The sequence below is a fragment of the Phyllobacterium chamaecytisi genome, assembly GCF_020164455.1.
Taxonomy (GTDB): Bacteria; Pseudomonadota; Alphaproteobacteria; order Rhizobiales; family Rhizobiaceae; genus Phyllobacterium; species Phyllobacterium chamaecytisi.
In genome coordinates, this window is record NZ_JAIQWW010000003.1 from 271,956 (window position 1) to 292,098 (window position 20,143).

Annotated in this window: 17 protein-coding genes; 7 read left to right on the forward strand and 10 right to left on the reverse strand. The window is 57.8% G+C overall.

Annotation, left to right across the window (positions count from 1 at the left end):
• Positions 1–21: 21 nt before the first annotated feature.
• The 8 genes from hemP to LB462_RS06960 form a co-directional block, all read right to left on the reverse strand.
• Positions 22–207, reverse strand: a complete 186-nt coding sequence (hemP, locus tag LB462_RS06925) for a hemin uptake protein HemP (protein ID WP_370637087.1) — start codon at positions 205–207, stop codon at positions 22–24.
• A gap of 325 nt (positions 208–532) precedes the next feature.
• Positions 533–1,480 (reverse strand): substrate-binding domain-containing protein, encoded by a 948-nt coding sequence (locus LB462_RS06930; RefSeq protein WP_112531534.1) that lies wholly within the window; start codon positions 1,478–1,480, stop codon positions 533–535.
• Positions 1,481–1,593: 113 nt separating this feature from the next.
• Complete coding sequence (locus LB462_RS06935) at positions 1,594–2,604, reverse strand: ABC transporter permease (RefSeq protein WP_112531535.1); 1,011 nt, start codon at positions 2,602–2,604, stop codon at positions 1,594–1,596.
• On the reverse strand, positions 2,601–4,148 hold the full coding sequence (locus LB462_RS06940) for a sugar ABC transporter ATP-binding protein (protein ID WP_224506572.1): 1,548 nt from the start codon (positions 4,146–4,148) through the stop codon (positions 2,601–2,603). Before LB462_RS06940 ends, LB462_RS06935 begins: the two co-directional genes overlap by 4 nt.
• A complete protein-coding gene (locus LB462_RS06945; RefSeq protein WP_224506573.1) occupies positions 4,148–5,320 on the reverse strand; it encodes a Gfo/Idh/MocA family protein in 1,173 nt (390 codons plus the stop codon). Before LB462_RS06945 ends, LB462_RS06940 begins: the two co-directional genes overlap by 1 nt.
• An 11-nt stretch (positions 5,321–5,331) precedes the next feature.
• Positions 5,332–6,387, reverse strand: a complete 1,056-nt coding sequence (locus LB462_RS06950; RefSeq protein WP_224506574.1) for a sugar phosphate isomerase/epimerase family protein — start codon at positions 6,385–6,387, stop codon at positions 5,332–5,334.
• 28 nt (positions 6,388–6,415) lie between these two features.
• Positions 6,416–7,432, reverse strand: a complete 1,017-nt coding sequence (locus tag LB462_RS06955; protein WP_224506654.1) for a LacI family DNA-binding transcriptional regulator — start codon at positions 7,430–7,432, stop codon at positions 6,416–6,418.
• A gap of 100 nt (positions 7,433–7,532) precedes the next feature.
• On the reverse strand, positions 7,533–8,558 hold the full coding sequence (locus LB462_RS06960) for an Ldh family oxidoreductase (protein WP_224506575.1): 1,026 nt from the start codon (positions 8,556–8,558) through the stop codon (positions 7,533–7,535).
• Between the two features lie 84 nt (positions 8,559–8,642).
• Here LB462_RS06960 and LB462_RS06965 point away from each other — a divergent pair, with 84 nt between their 5' ends.
• Genes LB462_RS06965 through trhA form a run of 7 tightly spaced genes read left to right on the forward strand, consistent with a single transcriptional unit; the run spans position 8,643 to position 15,771 of the window.
• Complete coding sequence (locus tag LB462_RS06965; RefSeq protein ID WP_224506576.1) at positions 8,643–9,353, forward strand: GntR family transcriptional regulator; 711 nt, start codon at positions 8,643–8,645, stop codon at positions 9,351–9,353.
• 53 nt (positions 9,354–9,406) lie between these two features.
• Positions 9,407–10,339 (forward strand): SMP-30/gluconolactonase/LRE family protein, encoded by a 933-nt coding sequence (locus LB462_RS06970; protein WP_224506577.1) that lies wholly within the window; start codon positions 9,407–9,409, stop codon positions 10,337–10,339.
• Between the two features lie 41 nt (positions 10,340–10,380).
• Complete coding sequence (locus tag LB462_RS06975) at positions 10,381–11,511, forward strand: sugar ABC transporter substrate-binding protein (RefSeq protein WP_224506578.1); 1,131 nt, start codon at positions 10,381–10,383, stop codon at positions 11,509–11,511.
• 56 nt (positions 11,512–11,567) lie between these two features.
• Positions 11,568–13,094, forward strand: a complete 1,527-nt coding sequence (locus tag LB462_RS06980; RefSeq protein ID WP_370637079.1) for a sugar ABC transporter ATP-binding protein — start codon at positions 11,568–11,570, stop codon at positions 13,092–13,094.
• The gene (locus tag LB462_RS06985) at positions 13,091–14,071 is read left to right on the forward strand and encodes an ABC transporter permease (protein ID WP_224506579.1); all 981 of its coding nucleotides are present in this window, start codon (positions 13,091–13,093) and stop codon (positions 14,069–14,071) included. Before LB462_RS06980 ends, LB462_RS06985 begins: the two co-directional genes overlap by 4 nt.
• Positions 14,068–15,054 carry an ABC transporter permease gene (locus tag LB462_RS06990; protein WP_224506580.1) on the forward strand — a complete coding sequence of 329 codons (987 nt, stop codon included), beginning with the start codon at positions 14,068–14,070 and terminating at the stop codon, positions 15,052–15,054. The genes LB462_RS06985 and LB462_RS06990 overlap by 4 nt, the downstream gene beginning before the upstream one ends.
• 60 nt (positions 15,055–15,114) lie before the next feature.
• The gene (trhA, locus tag LB462_RS06995) at positions 15,115–15,771 is read left to right on the forward strand and encodes a PAQR family membrane homeostasis protein TrhA (RefSeq protein ID WP_224506581.1); all 657 of its coding nucleotides are present in this window, start codon (positions 15,115–15,117) and stop codon (positions 15,769–15,771) included.
• On the opposite strand, the gene LB462_RS07000 is transcribed toward trhA, so the two are convergent.
• Together LB462_RS07000 and LB462_RS07005 are read right to left on the reverse strand one after the other, a co-directional pair.
• Complete coding sequence (locus LB462_RS07000) at positions 15,772–18,882, reverse strand: efflux RND transporter permease subunit (protein WP_224506582.1); 3,111 nt, start codon at positions 18,880–18,882, stop codon at positions 15,772–15,774.
• Positions 18,879–20,102: an efflux RND transporter periplasmic adaptor subunit gene (locus LB462_RS07005; protein WP_224506583.1), complete on the reverse strand. Its 1,224-nt coding sequence runs from the start codon at positions 20,100–20,102 to the stop codon at positions 18,879–18,881. The genes LB462_RS07000 and LB462_RS07005 overlap by 4 nt, the downstream gene beginning before the upstream one ends.
• Positions 20,103–20,143: the final 41 nt, after the last annotated feature.

Genomic DNA, 20,143 nt, shown 5'->3' on the forward strand with positions numbered 1-20,143 from the left:
TTTCAAGCCTGTTGATGGGAATTATTTATTCAGGATCAATTTGCCCTGCCGGGTGATTTTGAGTCGGTAGAGAGAGCCAGCGTGTTCAATGCCAACTTCGTTGGTACCGTCGAAAAGGATGTCGCTACCGTAGACGCGGATGTCCTTTTGTATCGGCTCGGAAAAATTGGCGCGAACCGGCGCAGTGTTGGGGAGACGCACCTGCATATCGATGATTTGACGTGGGGACATGGCAGTGAGCCTTTTCTGTTCCTTTTTGTCCGGGACAACGCTGCCCGCATCATCCCGCTTATTTAAACTTGACTATGTTATTCATCTTTATGACTCAACCTAAACGAGAGTCAATAACTCAAGTTAAAAAGACCTGCCAATTTGCAGCAAGCATTGGCCATAGCATGACCGCTGTTACAGCCATATTCCTGCTTGCCGCAACAGGGTGGCGTCGGGGTTAGAGTCCCCCCGGCGCCAACCCTGACCAAACAAAAAGGGCCCTTGCGGGCCCTTTCTTTTTCAATGGGATATGCGTCTCAGATCAGAAGGGCGAATCCGGGAAGTAGAACTCCTTGGCGTTATCCTTGGTGACCAGTGTGGCATCGAGGATGTATTTGCCGCGCACGGGAACTTGATCGTAGAAGTTTGCGACCGTGAGTTCCATTGCCGTCGCAATCATTGAAGGCGGATAGAGCACGTTGATCGGTGTCATTGCATCGCCATCGGCAACGCGCTTGATCATGTCCTTCATGCCGGCACCGCCGATGACCATCTTGATGTCAGTGCGCTTTGCCTGGCTGATGGCCTCGAGTACGCCGACAGCCATATCGTCATCCTGGCACCACACGGCGTCGATCTTCGGAAACTTGGTCAGGTAGTCCTGCATGATCTTGAAGGCATCATCGCGTGACCAGTTACCGAATTGCTTGTCGAGAACCTTGATACCGCTGCCAGCGATCGCATCGTCAAAGCCCTTCTGGCGCTCTTCGTCGATGACGATCGGCAGACCGCGGATAACAGCGACATCGCCGGTCTTCAGCGTGTCCTTGAGGTACTCGCCAGCGACGCGGCCGAGCTCCGGGTTGTTACCGGCAACGTAGAGATCCTGAATCGTCGGATCGGACAGAGCGCGGTCAACCACGGTGACGAACACGCCCTTTTCCTTGACCTGACGCAGCGGATCGGTCAGCTCGTCGGAATTGTGCGGCAGGGTAACAAGTGCGTCGATGCCCTGCGTCGTCAGATCTTCGAGTGCATTCGCCTGCGATGCACCATCCGGTGAAGTCTTGATGGTGATCTTGAGGCCCGGATGAGCAGCTTCAAGCAGCTTGGCAGCCCGTTCGGCGTGGTAGACAACGCCGCCTGTCCAGCCATGATCTGCCGCCGGAATGGAGACGGCGATGTTGACCTCTTTTTTGTCCTGAGCGTAGGCGAAGGTCATGGTCGAAGCGAGTGCCGCCCCGGCAAGACCGATCAAAAGTTTACGCATTTGGTTTCTCCCAATTTAGCTCGGGCCTTGATTGCGGCTCGGTGGGTGGCCCTTTTCCCCCCGTTCCCTTAGAAGGAGCAGCCTCCCGCCCCCTTATGCGTATAGTCTGCCGACTATTTTTTCTTTTGCAGCGTTCGTTGAACCAGCATGGCGATAATGATGATCGTGCCTTGTACCGCGCCGATCAGATATTCACTGACGATGTTCGAAAGCACCATGATGTTGCCGACGATCTCCAGCATGAAGGCACCGCAGATCGTACCCCAAATACGGCCGACACCCCCACGCAGTGCAGTGCCGCCGATGACCACTGCGGTGATCGCCTGGAGTTCCCATAGCATGCCTGTTGTCGTGGTCGCGGCGCCTAGCCGCGGAACGTAAACGACGACGGCGATGGCGACGCAGATGCCTTGAATGATATAGGTCATGGCGCGGACGCGATTGACGTGGATCCCAGAATATTTAGCCACATCCTCGTTCGAACCGACGGCGATCACGTGCCGTCCGAACGATGTCTTGTAGAGTATGAACGCGCCGAGCAGGCCGGCTGCAATGATGACCCAGACCGGTATCGGCAGGCCGAGAAACACGCCGGTATAGACCGGGCGGAACATATTGCGCATCGCAATGGATTTCATTGCGATCGAGCCGCCATCCGCCAGCCAGACCGTGACCGACCGGAAGATTGCCATGGTGCCGAGCGTGACGATGAAAGGTTCGATCTTGCCGATGGTAATGACCGCGCCGTTGAGCAGTCCTGCAAGAGCGCCGACACCGATCGCAACGACGATGCCCGTGGCCAGCATGGCCATGTCGCCATCGATTGCTCCCGAATTCAGGAACAGGATCATGATGCCGGCGACAAGCGCCGCCATGGAACCAACCGACAGGTCGAGACCGCCGGCAGAGATGACGAATGTCGCCCCAATCGCAATGATGGCAATGAAGGATGACCGGGTCAGAACGTTGAGCAGGTTGTCGATCGACAGGAAATTTGGATTGACCAAAGCGCCGAGAACGAACAACGCGGCAAGCGCCAGGAATGGCGCAACGGCCGTCTTGTCGAGATCCGCCAGCTTGCGGCCAAAACCGCGTGTGTCGGTGATTGTTTTCGTGTCGGTCATGCGTTCCCCGCCGAGTAAAGCTCTGCTTCGTTGATTTTGACGCCCGTGGCGTAGACGACGATTTCGTCTTCGGTCATTGCCTCGCCCGTAACCTCGCCGACAATGCGTGACGAACGCATGACGAGTATGCGGTGACATATGCCGATGAGTTCCTGCATTTCCGAGGAAATCACGATGACCGATTTGCCCGCCTTGGCGAGATCGGCAATGAATTTATAGATCTGTTCCTTGGTGCCGATGTCGATGCCGCGCGTCGGCTCGTCTATGATGACGATGCTGGGTTCAAGCAGCATCATCTTGGCAAGCAGCAGCTTTTGCTGGTTGCCGCCGGAGAGCTGTCCGGCGAGAAGGTCGCGGCGGCGTGCACGTATATCGAAATCGGTAATCGCCTTGTCGAGGCTGTTATCTTCACGCTTGCGCTCGATAAGCGGGCCCCTGGTGAACTTCTCCAGCGTTGCCAGCGTGAGGTTCGTACGCAGATCCTGCGCAAGGAGCAGCCCTTTGCCCTTGCGATCTTCGCTCAGGTACACGATGCCCGCAGCCATACTGTCGCGCACCGTTTTGAACTTGACCGGATTGCCGTTGAGCTTGACTTCGCCATGGCCGGTGCGCAACCCGACGATGCCTTCGAGAAGCTCGGTCCGGCCAGCGCCGATCAGCCCGGCAAAGCCCAAAATCTCGCCTTTGCGCAACGTGAACGACGCATCGCGTGCATATCCAGGAACATCGAAGTTCTGGACCTCGAGCACGTTCTGATGGCTCGCCGTATCTTCGCGCTCCGGATAGAGCTTCGACATATCACGCCCGACCATCAGCCGCGCCATATCCACCGGCTGCAATTCCGAGGCTTCGCGTGTGGCGATAAGCTTGCCGTCGCGCAGCACCGTGATGCGGTCGGCGATGGCGCCTACCTCCGGCAGGCGATGCGAGATGTAAAGGATGGCCACGCCCCTGTCCCGAAGATCGCGGATGACCTTCAGCAGCGCTTCCGTTTCGAACGGTGTCAGCGACGCGGTAGGCTCATCGAAGATCACGACGCGATGCGGCACCTGAAGTGCGCGAGCGATCTGGACCAGTTGGCGCCGGGCGATGGAAAGCCGCGAAATCTGCGTCGTCGGATCGATATCAGCTCCAAGACTTTGCACAGCCTCGGCTGACTGACGGTTCATCTCGCGGTCATTGACCATGAGCCCGCGTTTCAACTCGCGTCCCATGAAGATGTTTTGCGCTACGGTCAGGTCGGGCGCCAGCAATATCTCCTGGTGCACCAGGACCAGACCACGATGTTCCGCGTCGACGGGTCCGGCGAAACTTACCGGTTCCCCGTCCATCGCGACGGTACCCCGCGTCGGCTGGAGGTGTCCGCTCAGGAGTTTCATCAGCGTCGACTTGCCGGCACCGTTTTCGCCGATGATGGCATGCACCTCGCCGGGCATGACGCGCAGGCTGATGTCCGTCAATACCTCGACCGGACCGAACGCCTTGGCTATACCGCGTGCTTCAAGCACTGGCACTGCCGCAGCCTTGGTTGGGTTGTCGCTCATCACACCTTCGTCCAAACGCCGCCCGCCTTGGACGACTTCACTGCAGCCTCGATGAATTCCATCCCCGCAAGCCCATCGTCCACAGTCGGAAAAATCACATCCTTAGGCTGCTTTTTTCCACTTCGTGCAGCGATGATCGCCTGCGCGGCCTCTGAATAGATATTCGCGAAGCCTTCGAGATAACCTTCCGGATGGCCGGACGGCACGCGGGTCAAACGCGCTGCCTCCGGCGATGCGCCAGCACCTCCGCGCGTGAGCAATTGCTTCGGCTTGCCGAAAGGCGTGTACCAGAGATAGTTCGGGTCGGCCTGCGTCCATTCCAGCCCGCCCTTGGTGCCGTAGATGCGCAGCTTGAGGCCATTCTCATTGCCTGGCGCCACCTGGCTCGCCCAGATCATGCCCTTGGCACCGCCGTCGAAGCGCATGAGGATCTGCACATCGTCATCGAGCACCCTACCCTCGCCAAAACTGGTGAGCTCAGCGCAGAGCTGCTTGAGCTTGAGGCCTGAAACGAAGCAGGCAAGATTGTAGGCGTGCGTGCCGATATCACCGATGGCACCGCCTGCACCCGAGCGCTTCGGATCGATGCGCCATTCGGCCTGCTTGTTGCCTGTGGCTTCGGTTTTCTCCGTCATCCAGTCCTGCGGATATTCCGCCTGCACAACCCGGATATCGCCGAGCATTCCCTTTGCCACCATGGCGCGCGCCTGCCGCATCATTGGATAGCCGGTGTAATTATGCGTGACGATGAAAAGCTTGCCGGTCTTGTTGACCAGCGACACGAGTTCCTTTGCCTCCTTGACCGTGGTGGTCAGCGGCTTGTCGCAGATGACGTGGATACCCGCTTTCAGGAATGCCTTTGCCGCCGGGGCGTGCATGTGGTTCGGCGTGACGATGGAAACCGCTTCGATGCCGTCAGGACGCTTGGCCTCGGCCTTGGCCATCTCCTCGAACGAAGTGTAGGCGCGGTCTTCGGCGATCCCGATTTCCTTCGCGGAAGCTTTGGCGCGCGCCGGATCGGATGAGAGCGCGCCTGCAACGAGCTCATACTGATCGTCCATGCGCAGCGCAATACGGTGGACTGCGCCGATAAACGCGCCCTGCCCGCCACCAACCATACCGATACGGATGCGGCGGCTTGCGGATTTCTCCCTGGATGCTCCAATAGCCATTATTCGATCCTCTATTTCAGGCCAAGAATACGGCGATTGGCCGCGTCATCGGTACCAGAACCGGCAAAATCATCGAAAGCGCGCTCGGTGACGCGGATCAGGTGCGCGTCGATGAACTGCGCACCTTCGCGCGCGCCGTCCTCCGGGTGCTTCAAGGCGCATTCCCATTCAAGCACTGCCCAGCCATCGAAATCATAGGCGGTCAGCTTGGAGAAGACCGCACCGAAATCAACCTGCCCGTCGCCGAGCGAGCGGAAACGGCCTGCACGATCGACCCACGACTGGTAGCCGCCATAAACGCCCTGGCGTCCAGTCGGATTGAACTCGGCATCCTTGACGTGGAAGGCTTTGATCTTCTCGTGGTAGATGTCGATATAGTCGAGGTAATCGAGCTGCTGCAGGACAAAGTGGGACGGATCATAGAGGAGATTGGCGCGGGAATGGTTTTTCACCCGCTCGAGGAACATCTCGTAGGTGATGCCGTCGTGCAGGTCTTCACCGGGATGGATCTCATAGGCTGCGTCGACACCCTGCTCGTCGAAATAATTCAGGATCGGTGTCCAGCGTTTCGCCAGCTCATCGAATGCCGCTTCAACAAGACCCGCTGGGCGCTGCGGAAACGGATAAAGGAATGGCCAAGCGAGTGCGCCGGAAAACGTCGGTATGGCCTTGAGACCGAGGTGTTTTGAAGCGCGCGCGGCACGCTTGAGCTGATCCACTGCCCACTCCTGCCGCGCCTTCGGATTGCCATGCACTTCCGGGGCGGCAAAGCCGTCCATCAACTCGTCATAGACCGGATGAACCGCAACGAGCTGGCCCTGAAGGTGGGTCGCGAGTTCGGTGATGGTCAGGCCATGCGAAGCGGCGACACCGGCGATCTCGTCGCAGTAGTCCTTCGAATCCGAAGCCTTCTTCAGATCGATAAGGCGCCCATCCCACGCCGGTATCTGGATCCCCTTGTAGCCCAGCCCTGCTGCCCACCCGCACATGGCATCAAGCGAATTGAACGGCGCTGCATCGCCCGCGAACTGCGCGAGGAAAATGGCCGGTCCCTTGATCGTCTTCATGTCAATCCTCCAATTCCAGATTTTGCCGTCAAGGCATGTTGTCCCTGAGAAATATGTCGATTCGAATATGTTCCTGACCCGGCACGATCGGACGTCCCTCGCGCAAGGCAGTCAGGATGCGGGCAGCGCTGCGCGCCATATGACCCGTATCCTGATTGATGAGCGCGTCGACTGTGCCGCGTACAAGATGGCGGCGCGTCGAGGGCGTCAGTTCGTGCGCGACGAAGATCACGTCGGAAACGTGGTTTGTCGCTTCGAGCGCAGCGATGACGCCTGCTTGCCCGCCGCCAGCATTGTAGATGGCGACAAGGTCCGGATGGTCCCGCAGCAACGATCGGGCAACGGCCTCAACGCGTGCGTTCTCGTCGCGCGCCTCGCGGACCGGGAGCACTTCGAGGTTTGGATATTCTCGGGAGAGGATCTGTTCGAAACCGAATTGGCGCTCGACGTGATCGCGCAATGCCAGCGACCCGGCGATCATGCCGACCTTGCCCTTGCGCGGCCCGACGAAGCGGCCGATCAGCGAGGCGGCTGTCCGTCCGGCGGCAAAGTTGTCGATGCCGACATAATGCGCCCGCCGTGAATTCGGTACGTCGGACACGAGGGTAAGCACGACCACACCGGCGTCTGCCAGCGCGTTGATCGCCTCGGTGACAGCGGGATGATCGAGCGCAACGACAGCCACGCCATCGATCCCGGACGGGAGCCTTTCAAGGGCTGCCGCGAGTGCCTCGCCGTCGAACGTATCGACGTGCTGGATCGACAGGCGGACACGCTCTTGCAATTGCCGCTCGCGCGTGGCGCGGAACTCGGCGCCAAGGGCCATCATGAATTCATTTTCGCCGGTGGGCAGGATGATGCGGAAATCATAGTCGCGTCCGCGAGCGAGCCGGGACGCATGTGGATCGGGTAGAAAGCCCAGCTGTTTGATTGCCGCATTGACGCGTTCGATGGTGCGCGCGTGCACACCGATCCTTCCGTTTACGACACGATCGACCGTTGCTAAACTGACACCGGCTTCTCGGGCGACGTCTTCGAGCGTCATCTTCCCCACGAGAATTCTCCTCCGCCTAAAGTCTTAGATCAGCGAAATGAGGTGTGCAACTCTTTTTGAGTGGTTTTGATGGGAAAAATTGGCGGTCCGACTAAAAGCCAAGAAACGCCGCTGTATCGGGATCGAGCGGTATGCCGTCTCGCAGGCGCTGCTCTTCCACGGCCCATTCGCGATCGCCCGGCGCCATGACCTTCCCGCCATCAACGGCGGGAACTGCCCGAAGCTGATCGAGATAGGCACGTATGCCTGCGGCGAAGATGTTCGCCCCTGCGAAGCGTGCAGGATCGATAGCCAGAACGAAATGTCCCATATTGCGCGGCGTCGAGATGTCGTCGCTGTCGACCATCGGGATAAAATCAGGGTCGAGTGTCGTACCTGTCAGTACGGCGGAAAGTAGTGTCGCGACACCGGCAAGTCCGGCACCCTTGAAACCGAAATCCGCGCCGCCAAGTGGCAATAACATCTGCGCGACATTCGGATCGCGGGTCGGGGCGCCGGCCGCGTCCGCTGCAACGCCCTCAGGCAACTCCTTATCCAAGGAACGGTAAAGCAGGACGCGGTTGAGCGGGATGGACGAAGTTGCCATGTCGAGCAGCCATGGTTTTTCGCCCTTAACCGGCGCGGCAAAGGCAAGCGGGTTGGTTCCGTGAAATGGCTCGGCACCATCGAAAAGTCCCACGATCGAGTCGGTATTGGTGGTGGCAAAGCCGACCATGCCCGCTTCCGCAATGGCGAGCGCATAAGCGCCTGCAGCCCCGAGATGTGAGGAACGGGTCGCGCCAACGGCACCTATGCCGCTTTCCCGGGCGAGCTCGATGGCGACAGCCACAGCGCGATATGCGGTTAGGTGGCCAAGCCCATTGTCGCCGTCGACCATGGCCGTGGCAGGACCCGTGCGGTGGCAGGAAACAGCAGCTCGCGGATTGACGCGCCCACCGCGCAGGACCTTGCAATAATGGGTGATCAATCGGGCGCCATGACTGTCCACGCCGAGGAGAGATGCGTGCATCAGGGCTTTTGTCGTAGCGGCTGCTCCCTCATCAGGGACGCCTTCGGCCACAAGCGCGGCCAGCAGGCGTTTCGCAAGCTCATCAGCCTTAACGAGAATTTCCGCCATCTGCTCACCATCCCTACAAGTATCTAGGTGTCTATACGGCTAATATATGATATCTCAGATATAAGTACGACAGGAGATGTCTTTGTGACCCTGACGCTTGCAAGAGGTCCTTCACTGACGGAACAGGCGGCCGCGCATATTCGCAGCCGCATTGTACACGGAACGCTGCAGTGTGGCGAACCCTTGTCGGAACTCGCGCTGGCTCAGGAACTGGGCGTCAGCAAGACTCCGGTACGCGAGGCGCTTCTGGAACTGAAGCGTCAGGGCCTTGTCGAGATCCACCCCCAGCGTGGTACCTTCGTCTTCGAAATGAGTTCGGTCCAGGTTGTGCAACTTGCCGAGATGCGTTCCATACTCGAACTCGCCGCCCTTCGTTTGGTCATGGACCGCAATCGGGATGCCCTGCGCCGCCGTTGGGCGGAGCTTGTCGCCGACATGGACGTGGCGATGGCAAATGGAAACACGCAGGATTACCGCGTTCTTGACGGGATGTTCCATCAAGCAATGTTCGATCTCTCAGAAAATCAGTTTCTGTCCGAGACGTTCACCGTTATCGCGTTCCGCATCCAGGCATTGCGCAACCGGCTGTCACTCAATCCTGCACTCAATGAAAAGTCGCATGGAGAGCACAAGCGCCTGCTTGAGCTGGTTACGAGGGGCGACAATGAGAAGGTTGTGGAATTGCTGGCCTGGCATATGGAATGGACACGTTCTTCTTACATTGAATTGCTGGAGATGCCTGCAGCCGATAACAGACCAACACGTGAGCGGCGGCTGAAGACCGGGAAACGATAGCAGCCGTATAGGCTGCGTGAAAGCATGACAAATCGGCATGGGAGAGCCAAATCATGGGAACGGGAGAGGACTTTCTTTCATCGGACGATGAACAGTTCGCGTCTTTTTTTCCGGATGGCGCCAGGCTGGAGCAGATCGCGACCGGCTTCATCTGGGCCGAAGGGCCGGTCTGGATCAACGAAACGCAAGAACTGCGCTTTTCTGACATTCCCAATAACCGGATGATGTCCTGGTCACAGGATAAAGGCTTGCAGGTGTTCCGGCAGCCGTCACAACGAACCAATGGCAGTACGCTGGACCGGACCGGTGCTATGATTTCCTGCGAACATGGCGGACGCTGTGTCAGCCGCACCGGCAAGGATGGCAGCTACGAGGTTCTCGCCACGCACTGGAAGGGCAAACGCCTGAATTCTCCCAATGATGTGGTGGTCAAATCCGATGGTTCCATCTGGTTTACCGATCCGCCCTACGGCATCATTTCCGATCATGAAGGCATTCGTGCGCCAAGTGAGATCGGCAGCAATCAGGTTTACCGGCTCGATCCCGACACACATCTTGTAGAAGTCGTTGCAGATGATTTCGACAGGCCGAACGGTCTCGCCTTCTCCCCCAACGAAACTGTGCTCTACATCGCCGATTCCGGCCGTGCACGCGGTCACGGCTTCGGTTTCGACAATTCGCGTCCGCATAACGTGCGCGCTCTCGAGGTGATCGACGGAAGAAAACTTGGGAACAGCCGCGTGGTTGCGGAGATCGACATGGTGCCGGACGGACTGCGCGTCGACACCGAGGGGCTATTGTGGATATCCGCCGAGGACGGCGTTCACTGTTACACGCCTGATGGAAAAAGGCTTGGCCGGATTCTCGTGCCCGAGGTCGTCGCCAATCTCACCTTTGGCGGCCCGGAAAAGTCGCGGCTGTTCATTGCGGCTACGAGTTCGATCTATGCACTGGAGACGACACGGCGGGGTGTGCAAACCCCGTAATTGGCAAGCAAGACGATAATTAACAAGGAGGAGGAACCGAAATGAAAACGACACTTAAATATCTGTTGGCCGCTACAGCTGCCACTCTAGTGATGACGGTATCTGCCAATGCGGCGGGGCCCGAAATCGTCAAAGGTCCGAGCAAGGATGCGGAATGCTTCAAGCCGCTGACGGCGGAAACGAAGTTTTTCCAATGGCCCAAGAAGGCAGGCCCGTATCGCATAGCGCTTGCGAACGGTTTCATCGGCAACACCTGGCGTATCCAGATGATTCAGACCGCCAAGGCCTATGCTGCCTTGCCGGAGGTGAAGGCCAAGCTCAAGGAATTCAAGGTGGTCTCGACTGGCGACGATGTTGCTGCGCAGATCGCGGCAGTCGATAATTTCATCAATTCCGGCTATGACGCCATCGTCGTCAACGCGCAGAACCCGACGGCATTCAAGCCCGTCATCAAGCGTGCCAATGCCGCCGGCGTTATCCTCGTTGCTTTCGACAACACACTCGATACCGATGAGGCCGTCAATGTGAATGTCGATCAGAAGGGCCTTGGCGAATTGTGGGGCAACTGGCTTGTCAAGAATGTGCCTGGCAACAAAGGCAAGCTGCTTGAAGTTCGCGGCGTTACCGGCACGTCCGTAGATCGTGATCGTCACGAAGGCATTCAGGAAGTCCTGAAAAAATCTGGCGGAAAGTGGGAATCCGTAGAAGTTGTCGGCCGCTGGGATGACGGCACTGCGCAGAAGGTCGTGGCTGACGCCATTGCCGTGCACAAGCATTTCGATGGGGTTTCCGTTCAGGGGGGCTCGACCGGAACGGTGCGTGCCATGATCGACGCGAAACATCCTTTCGTTCCGGTGGGCGGTGAAACGGAGAATGGTTTCCGCAAGCTCTGCGCCGAATACTCCAAGGATGGATTGAAATGCACCTCCGCAGGTACTGGCCCTGCACAGGTTGCCGTTGCCATCAAGACTGCGATTGCGGCACTTGAAGGAGAGGTCGTCCCGCAATCGATTTCGCTGCCGCTGTCCATCGTTGAAGATCCGAATTTCAAGGACGGCGACAGTTTCTATTCTAAAGAAACGGACAACTTCTTCGTTGGCAATTCCTTCCCGACCTGCGGCATCAATTTCAGTGCACAGGAAATCATGGGTCAGACCAAAGCCGATCAGTAAATCTGCAATACCGGGGCGCAGAATGTGCGCCCCGGTTCTCTTTCTGAGGAGGTTTCGTGTCGGACGCTGCACCAATTCTGGAAATGAAACATGTCTCGAAGCGCTATGGCGGTATCGCTGCGCTGAACGAGGTGGATTTCGTCGCCTACCCAGGCGAGATTCACGCGGTTCTTGGCGAGAACGGCGCCGGCAAATCAACGCTGATCAAGATTGCCGCCGGTGTGACCGATCCGAGCGACGGCGAGGTCTTCGTCGACGGCCGGCGCGTCAATTTTCGCAATCCAACGGAGGCGATGGCCGCAGGCGTGGTCTGCGTGTTCCAAGAGCTCTCGTTACTGCCTGACCTGACGGTTGCGGATAATCTCTCGATCGTCTCCCCTCCCCTTCGCGGAGGATTGATCGATAGTGCTGGACAGCGTCAACGTGCGCGGGAACTCCTTGCGTCGATCGGCTGTGAGGATGTGCATCCGCTCGAACTCGTGCGCGACCTGCCGCTGTCACGGCGTCAGATGGTGGAAATCGCCAAGGCGCTCGGCAAAAAGCCGAAGCTGCTCATTTTGGACGAGGCGACGTCAGCGTTGACGGCCGCTGATGTCGAACGTGTCTACGCGATCATTCGCAAGCTTCGATCTGAAGGCGTGGGTATTCTCTACGTTTCGCACCGGATGCATGAGATCGAGGCTCTTGCCGATGTTGCAACCGTTTTCCGCAATGGAAGGAGGATCGAAACGTTCCGGAAGGGTGAGCGCTCGGTCAGCGCTATCGTCCAGATGATGATTGGGCGCGAACTGACACATCACTATCCTGACAAGCCAGCGCCGAAGCCGGCAGAACCGGTAGCATTGTCGGCCAAAAACCTTTCATGGGGTGCCCAGTTGCGCGACATCTCACTTGATATTCGCAAGGGCGAAATCGTCGGACTGGGAGGATTGGACGGTCAGGGACAGCGTTCCCTGCTGTTGGCGCTTTTCGGTGTGCTCAAGGGTGTTTCCGGCACGGTCGAAATAGTGGGCAAACCGCACCGTCTCTCGGGGCCGCGTTCGGCAATGCGGGCTTCCCTGCCATTGGCGCTTATTCCTGAAGACCGCAAGACCGAAGGTTTGATGCTGCCGATGAATATTCGCGACAATATCAGTCTGGCTTCGTTGTCCCGGTTCCAGAAGGGATTGAGACTGGATGGCGGTAAAGAACATTCCGCTGTCGAAAGAATAATCGACAGCCTGAAGATCAAGATTTCCGATCTTGCCGCCGCAGTCTCCACTCTGTCGGGTGGCAACCAGCAAAAGGTCGTGCTGGCGAAATGGTTGATGACCGATCCCGGCATCATCCTTCTCAACGACCCAACGCGCGGTATCGATGTAGGCACCAAACAGGAAGTGTATCAGCTGCTTCGGGACCTTGCGGACAAAGGAGTGGCGGTACTCTTCTATTCCACAGACTATGCAGAGCTGATCGGCTGCTGTGACCGCGTTCTTGTCATGTATAACGGCAGCATCGCGCGGGAACTGGAAGGCCAGCACCTTAACGAGCGCACGATCATCGAGACGGCACTCAATGTCGACGACAAGGAACAGGCGGCATGAACGATCTTCGCCATCGCATCCATCACAATGGCGGATTGCTCGCAGCTATCGGTCTCTTCATCGTGATGTTCATTATCTATGTCAGCAATCATCCGGTCGGGCTGACGGCGGCGGTGGCGACCACGGCCTCCAACAAGGCGGTTCTGCTCGCGCTGGTCGCTATGGCGCAGACCTTGCCGGTGTTGACACGCGGTCTCGATCTTTCGGTGGGAATGGTCTTCATCCTCGCCAATTGTCTGGCGTCGGTCCTTGTGGTCGGCACGATCGGCGAAGGTTTTCTCGGCATCGCCATTGTGCTTGGCGCGGGTGCGCTGGCCGGATTCATCAACGGGGCCATCATTGTCTGGGGCCGGCTGCAGCCGATCATCACGACACTTGCGACTGGTGCCGTATATTACGGCATCGCGCTCTATGTGCGTCCGGGACCGGGAGGTGACGTGCAGTCGGATATCGCCGACTTTGCGACCGGCCAGCTCTTCGGCGTCATACCGACAGCGCTCGTTGTACTCCTCGCGATCGTGCTGATCGTCTGGCTACCCTACCGGAACTCGGTGCTTGGCCGTGCCGCCTATGCCGTGGGCTCGAACGAGCAGGCCGCCTATATGTCCGGCGTTCCGGTGCAGCGGGCGAAGCTATTGGCCTATACGCTTGCAGGTTTCCTTGCCGCCATCGGTGGACTGATGCTCACCTTCAACACCTATTCTGGCGAGGCCTCGGCTCCGATCGCCGGAACCTATACGCTGAATTCCATCGCGGCGGTGGTGATCGGTGGAACGTCGCTGTTCGGGGGTTGGGGCTCGGCGATCGGATCCATCTTCGGTGCGTTCGTGCTTCGCACCATCGAGGATCTGCTTTTCGTGTTTGATCTCGATCCGTTGTGGCAGCCGCTGTTTCAAGGGGTCGTCCTGCTTGCGGCGGTAAGTCTCGGCGCATTGCGCGTCCTGCGTATCCGCAACCGCCTGGAGCTTTTCGCATGAGCGAGTCGAAACTTCCGGTCGCCACCATTCCTGCCCTGCGGTTTGCGTTCGACCGTTCGCTTGTCATCGCGTTCTCCTGCATCATCCTCATGCTGCTTGGCGGAGCACTCTATTCCCGCGAATTCCTCTCACCTGAATATCTGCTGCAGCAACTGCAAATCAGCGCCTTTCTCGGTATCATCGCCTCGGGCGCAATGATGGTCATTCTGATCGGTCACATCGACCTTTCGATCCCGTGGACGGTGACGCTCGGCGCGATGATGGCGACGGCTGTTGCTGGCTGGTTCGGCGAGACCGGCAATCTTCTCGCCATCCCGGTCGGGGTGTTTTGCGGTGCAATGGTTGGATTGCTGAATGGCCTCGGGGTGGCCTATTTGCGGCTGCCATCGATGATTTTTACACTTGGCATGAACGCTGTGGTGCAAGGGCTGATGGTGTTGCATACGGGCGGTTTTGCGCCGCAGGACCATGCCACCGATGCGATGCATTTCCTGGCAGTCGGCCGGCCGGTCTTCGGTATCCCCAATGCCCTGCTGATATGGGTCGTCGTTGGCGCGCTCACCATCTTCCTTTTGACCCGCACGGCATTCGGCCGCCGCGTCTATGCGGTGGGCAATCGCGAGGCCGCAGCTTACCTCTCCGGTGTCAACACCAATGCGGTGATCATCTGGTGTTTTGTTCTGTCGGGAGCGGCTGCGGCGTTCGCCGGCGTGCTGCTTGCGGGTTATTCAACCAAGGCGTATCAGGCCATGGGTGATCCGTATTTATTGCCGGCCATTGCGGCCGTCGTCCTTGGCGGGACCAATATTCTCGGCGGCCGCGGCAATTACCTCGGTACGATTGCTGGCGTTATCCTGATCACCCTGCTGCAATCGATCCTCGCGGTTATGCAGATGCCGGAAGCCGGCCGGCAGATCATCTATGGCGTGGTTATTCTTGCTATGCTGCTCGCCTATGGGCGCGGCGACATCGATCGAAAATAGCGGCAGGCGCTGGACAAGTATTCCCTGAAAGCCGATGCTAAGGGGTGAATCGGAAAGGCCATGCGCAAAGCAGACGTCTCAACAGCACCCGTCGTAGTCTATCGGAACTATACGCTGGCCGAGTTGCGGGCCGATGGCGCTGTGCATGTCATCGGCGTTATTCTGGCGCTGGGAGGATCGGTCGCGCTGCTGTTGTTCATGTTTGATCGGACGGCGCTAGGTCCTTATGTGGCAACGACCGTCTACCTTGTTACTCTGGTTTTGTCGATGTCGCTGTCGGCCGCGTACAATATCTGGCCGACCTCGCCGATTAAGCGGTTTCTGCGGCGTTTCGACCATTCTGCGATCTATCTCCTGATTGCCGGAACCTATACGCCCTTCATGGCCAAGAGTGGAACGTGGTGGCTGCTGGCAGGCGTATGGGCCATTACGATTGTTGGCGTACTTTTAAAATTCCTCAAGCCAGACCGCTTCGACAGGCTGTCGATCGCACTGTATCTTGGACTTGGCTGGAGCGGCGCCGCGGCCTATCAGGAATTTTCCGGCGCGCTCTCCGCCACGATCGTTTGGCTCATTCTCGCCGGTGGCGTGGTTTATTCGCTCGGCGTTATTTTCCATATTTTGGAGAGGTTGCCCTTTCACAACGCGATATGGCACGGATTTGTACTGGTCGCTGCCAGTATTCACTTTGCAGCGGTGTGTTCGGCCGTCGCCTGATTATTCAGCCGGCGCCGGCGCGTGCGTGCCGCGCAGACGACGTCCGATCCTGCTCAAGGAGCGGGACAAATCCTCCATGTAGAGGAAAATAACCGGTGTGATGAATAGCGTCAGGATCTGGGAAACCACGAGACCACCGACGACCGCCACACCAAGCGGCTGACGAAGCTCCGAGCTTGCTCCTGCTCCAATGGCGATGGGGATCGTACCCATGAGGGCAGCGAGGGTCGTCATCATGATAGGCCGGAAACGCACGAGACAGGCTTCGCGAATGGCATCGAACGATGTTTCACCCGCTCGCTGTCGAACAAGCGCAAAGTCGACCATCATGATTGCGTTCTTCTTGACGATGCCGATCAGCATCAGGATGCCGATAATCGCAATGACGCTGAGATCGTAACCGAACAACTCCAGCGTCGCGAGTGCGCCTGCCGCGGCCGCCGGCAGTCCGGTCAGGATGGTAAGCGGATGGACAAAGCTTTCGTAGAGGATGCCGAGCACGATATAGATCGTCAGGATCGCCGCGCCGACCAGCAAACCCTGATTGGCAAGGGATTGCTGGAACACCTGAGCGGTACCGGTAAAGCTTGATGTGATTGTCTCAGGAACACCCATCTGCGTTTTAAGGGCATCGAGTTCCTGTACCGCCTGACCGAGTGAGACACCCTGTGGCAGATTGAAGGAGATCGTGACCGCAGGCAACTGTCCGAGCTGGCTGACTGCCAGTAGCCCGGTCTTGCGCTCAACATGGGCGAAGGCTGAAAGCGGTATCAGCTTGCCGGTCGTTGGAGAGCGGATCTGCATCTGGTCAAGCTTGTCGGTTGTCCAGGGAATGTCCGGATCGAGCTCAAGAATGACTTCATAGCTGTCGGCGGTCGAGAATATGGTCGACGCCTGATTGGTACCGAAGGCGTAATAGAACGTGTTGCGGAGCTGATCGGCATTGATGCCGAGCATTTGCGCCTTGTCCTGATCAATCACCAAATTCGCCTGAAGCGCATTGTTCTGCAGATTGCTCGATACATCGACAAAGGTCTGGCGTTCCTGCTGCATGGCCAGCAGGATTTTCTGCGACCATGGATAAAGGTCCGTCGAAGTGACACTTTGAAGGTTGTATTGGTACTGCGCATTGGAGGAGACGCCGCCGATGCGCAGATTCTGCACGGCGACAGGGTAGCTGGTAATCCCGGGAATCTTAGACAAGGTTTGGCGCAGGTCACGCAGAAGTGGTTCAAGCGCCAGTCGTTCCGATTTTGGTTTCAGCTCAACGAACATTCGCCCTTGATTGAGACTTGCGGAGTTGAAGCCACCACCAACGGTGGATACGACATGCGCAACATATGGCTTGCTCGAAATCGCATCCGCCACCTTTTTCTGCAGCACCACCATGGCATCGAACGAGATGTCCTGCCGGGCCTCGGTTGAGATCGACAATTGCCCGATATCCTCGGTCGGCAGGAAGCCCTTGTTAATCGTCGTGAAGAGATAGCCGGTCGCGACGACAGTCAACAGGAACACGCCGAGGATGACGGGGCGTGCGCGCAGGCAAAGATCAAGGACACGGCCGTAACCCGACTGCACCGCGTCGAAAATACGCTCGGTGAGCGGCTTCTTCTTTTCGCCATCGGTATGTTTTTCGGGTGGCAAATGGCTGCAGAGCATCGGCGTCAGCGTGAGAGATATCAGCGCCGAGGCAACGATAGCCACTGTCACAACGACGGCGAATTCGTTGAAGATACGCCCGACGACGCCGCCCATCAGCAGGATCGGGATGAACACCGCAACAAGCGACGTGGTAATCGAGATGATGGTAAAGCCGATCTCCTCGCTACCTTTGAGTGCCGCCTCGAGCGGAGCCATGCCATCTTCTATATGACGCGCTATGTTTTCCAGCATGACGATTGCATCATCGACGACCAGTCCGACAGACAAGGTCAAGCCGAGCAGAGAGATGTTGTCGATCGAAAACCCGAGCACATACATCGCGCCAAGTGTGGCGATCAACGAAAGCGGGACAGCCACGATCGGGATCATCGTTGCGCTCACACGGCGCAGGAAGATGAAGATCACCAGGATGACCAGTCCGATCGTCAAGAGCAGTGTAAATTGCACGTCTGATACCGCTTGCCGGATGGAGGCCGAGCGGTCATTCAAGATGTGGATGGTCGCCGAAGGCCCAAGATCCTGCTGGAACTGCGGGAGGATCGCCTTGACGCGATCCACGACGTCGACGGTGTTGGCGCCCGGTTGGCGAAAAACGCCCAGAACCAGGGACGGCTTACCGTCATACCTGCTTTCGGTCTGCGTCGTTGCCACGGAATCGATAACACGAGCCACGTCGCCCAGGCGAACCAGCTTGCCGTTTGCTGATTTGACGATGATCTGGCGGAACGTATCCGCATTTTGCGCCTGCGTATCGGCTTCAATCGCCATCTGCTGCGTGGGACTGGAGATCGTTCCAACGGGGGCGATCGAATTCTTGCTGGCGACAGCAGATGTCAGTTCATCAAGGCCTATACCGCGTGCGGTCACCGCCTCCGGATCGACCTCGACGCGCACCGCATATTGTTTGGTGCCGAAGACCTGGACTTCTCCAACACCATTGATCGTCGAAAATGCGGGAGACATCACGTTTTCGGCGTAGTCGTCGAGCTTCGACAATTGCATCGTGTCGCTTTGCAGAGCCACGAGAACGACCGGTGCATCGGCAGGATTGCTTTTCCTGTAACTGGGCGGGTCGGTCATATTGGCCGGCAGACGGCGCAGCGTGCTGGCGATTGCGGCCTGAACGTCGGCGGCGGCCTGATCGATATCACGGTTCAAATCGAATTCGAGCGTAATATGCGTTGCACCCTCGGTACTCGTCGAACTGATCGTCGAGATGGCCTGAATTGTTGAGAACTGTTTGATCAACGGTGTCGCAACGGCACTCGCCATCGTATCCGGAGCTGCGCCGGGAAGCTGGGCGGAAACCGTTATGATCGGAAAATCGACTTCGGGCAGCGCGGCGACTGGAATGAATCTGTAGGCGAAGAGGCCAGATGCGGCGAGCGCAATGGAAAGCAGAATGGTTGCAATTGGCCGGCGGATGAAGACCGATGAAATGTTCATTTAACGGCCTCTAAGGCTCCGGCATCCGGACTGTCAATCGACGATGCTATATCCGCCGCCTGCGTGCTTGTCTGGACAGGTGACCCGTCCTGCAAGTGAAGCTGGCCATCGACCACCACCTGATCACCAGGCGCTACGCCGGAAGCGACAACCGCCGTGTCACCCACCGTGTCGGTGAGGGTGATGTTCTGCTTTGCAACGGTTTTGTTGGAATGGACAAGGAAGACGAATGAACCGTCGTTTCCTTGCTGGATGGCAACGAGCGGTACGGTCGTGGCATTCTTGTGAACGGTGAGTTCCACTACAGCCGTAACATATTGTCCGGGCCAAAGCGCACCGTCCGTATTGGCGATATCTGCTTTCAGAACCACCGTGCCGGAAGACGTATCGACACTCGAATCGATGAAGTTCAAAGTGCCTGTCGCGACCGTAACGTTACTATTTGGAAGTTTGACCTGGACGGGCGTCGGATGATCGGCCACCGCTGCTCTCAGGGCAGGCAGATCACGTTCGGAAATGATGAAGGCAACGCGCAGCGGCGCCATTTTGGTGATAGTGAGAAGGGCGTTCGTATCGTTGTTGCGCACAAAGTTGCCGACGGATGTGTTGACGACGCCCACGCGCCCGTCCATAGGCGCCGTGATCGTCATATAAGACAGTTGCACCTGATCAGCAGCAATCTGTGCCTTGTCCATATTGATCGTTGCTTCCAGCACCTTAACGGCGGCTTCGAACTGATAGACCTGCTGATTCGTATCAACGTTGCGTTTTTGCAAATCTTGAGCACTCGATAGATCAAGGTTTGCAGCAACCAGACTGGCCTGATCCTTGGCAAGCAATGCCTGATCCTTGTCGATCATGGCGCGGATTGCACGATCATCAAGCTGGAAAAGCACGTCTCCAGTCTTGACCATTTGACCGTCGGTGACTTCGGTTGCGACGACAACGCCGTTGATCTGTGGCTTGACGGCGACCGTATCGATCGGCTCCATTGTTGCAACGACTGTTTTTGTGACGGGCACATCTTCCGATTTGGCAGATGCAACCACGACAGAGGCCGTTCCTCCCCCTTTACGAGTCTTGCCGCCGCTAGACGATGTATCGACTGATGATGTGCTCTGTGCTGGTGCAGATGCGCGCGGGTATAATTCGGGATAGACGACAAAATAGCCAATACCGGCAATGAGTGCTGTGGCGATCAGAAGGCCGATTCGCTTCATGACAAATTATCTCTTTCGTGGCGGTACGCCGTGGGAGCCCG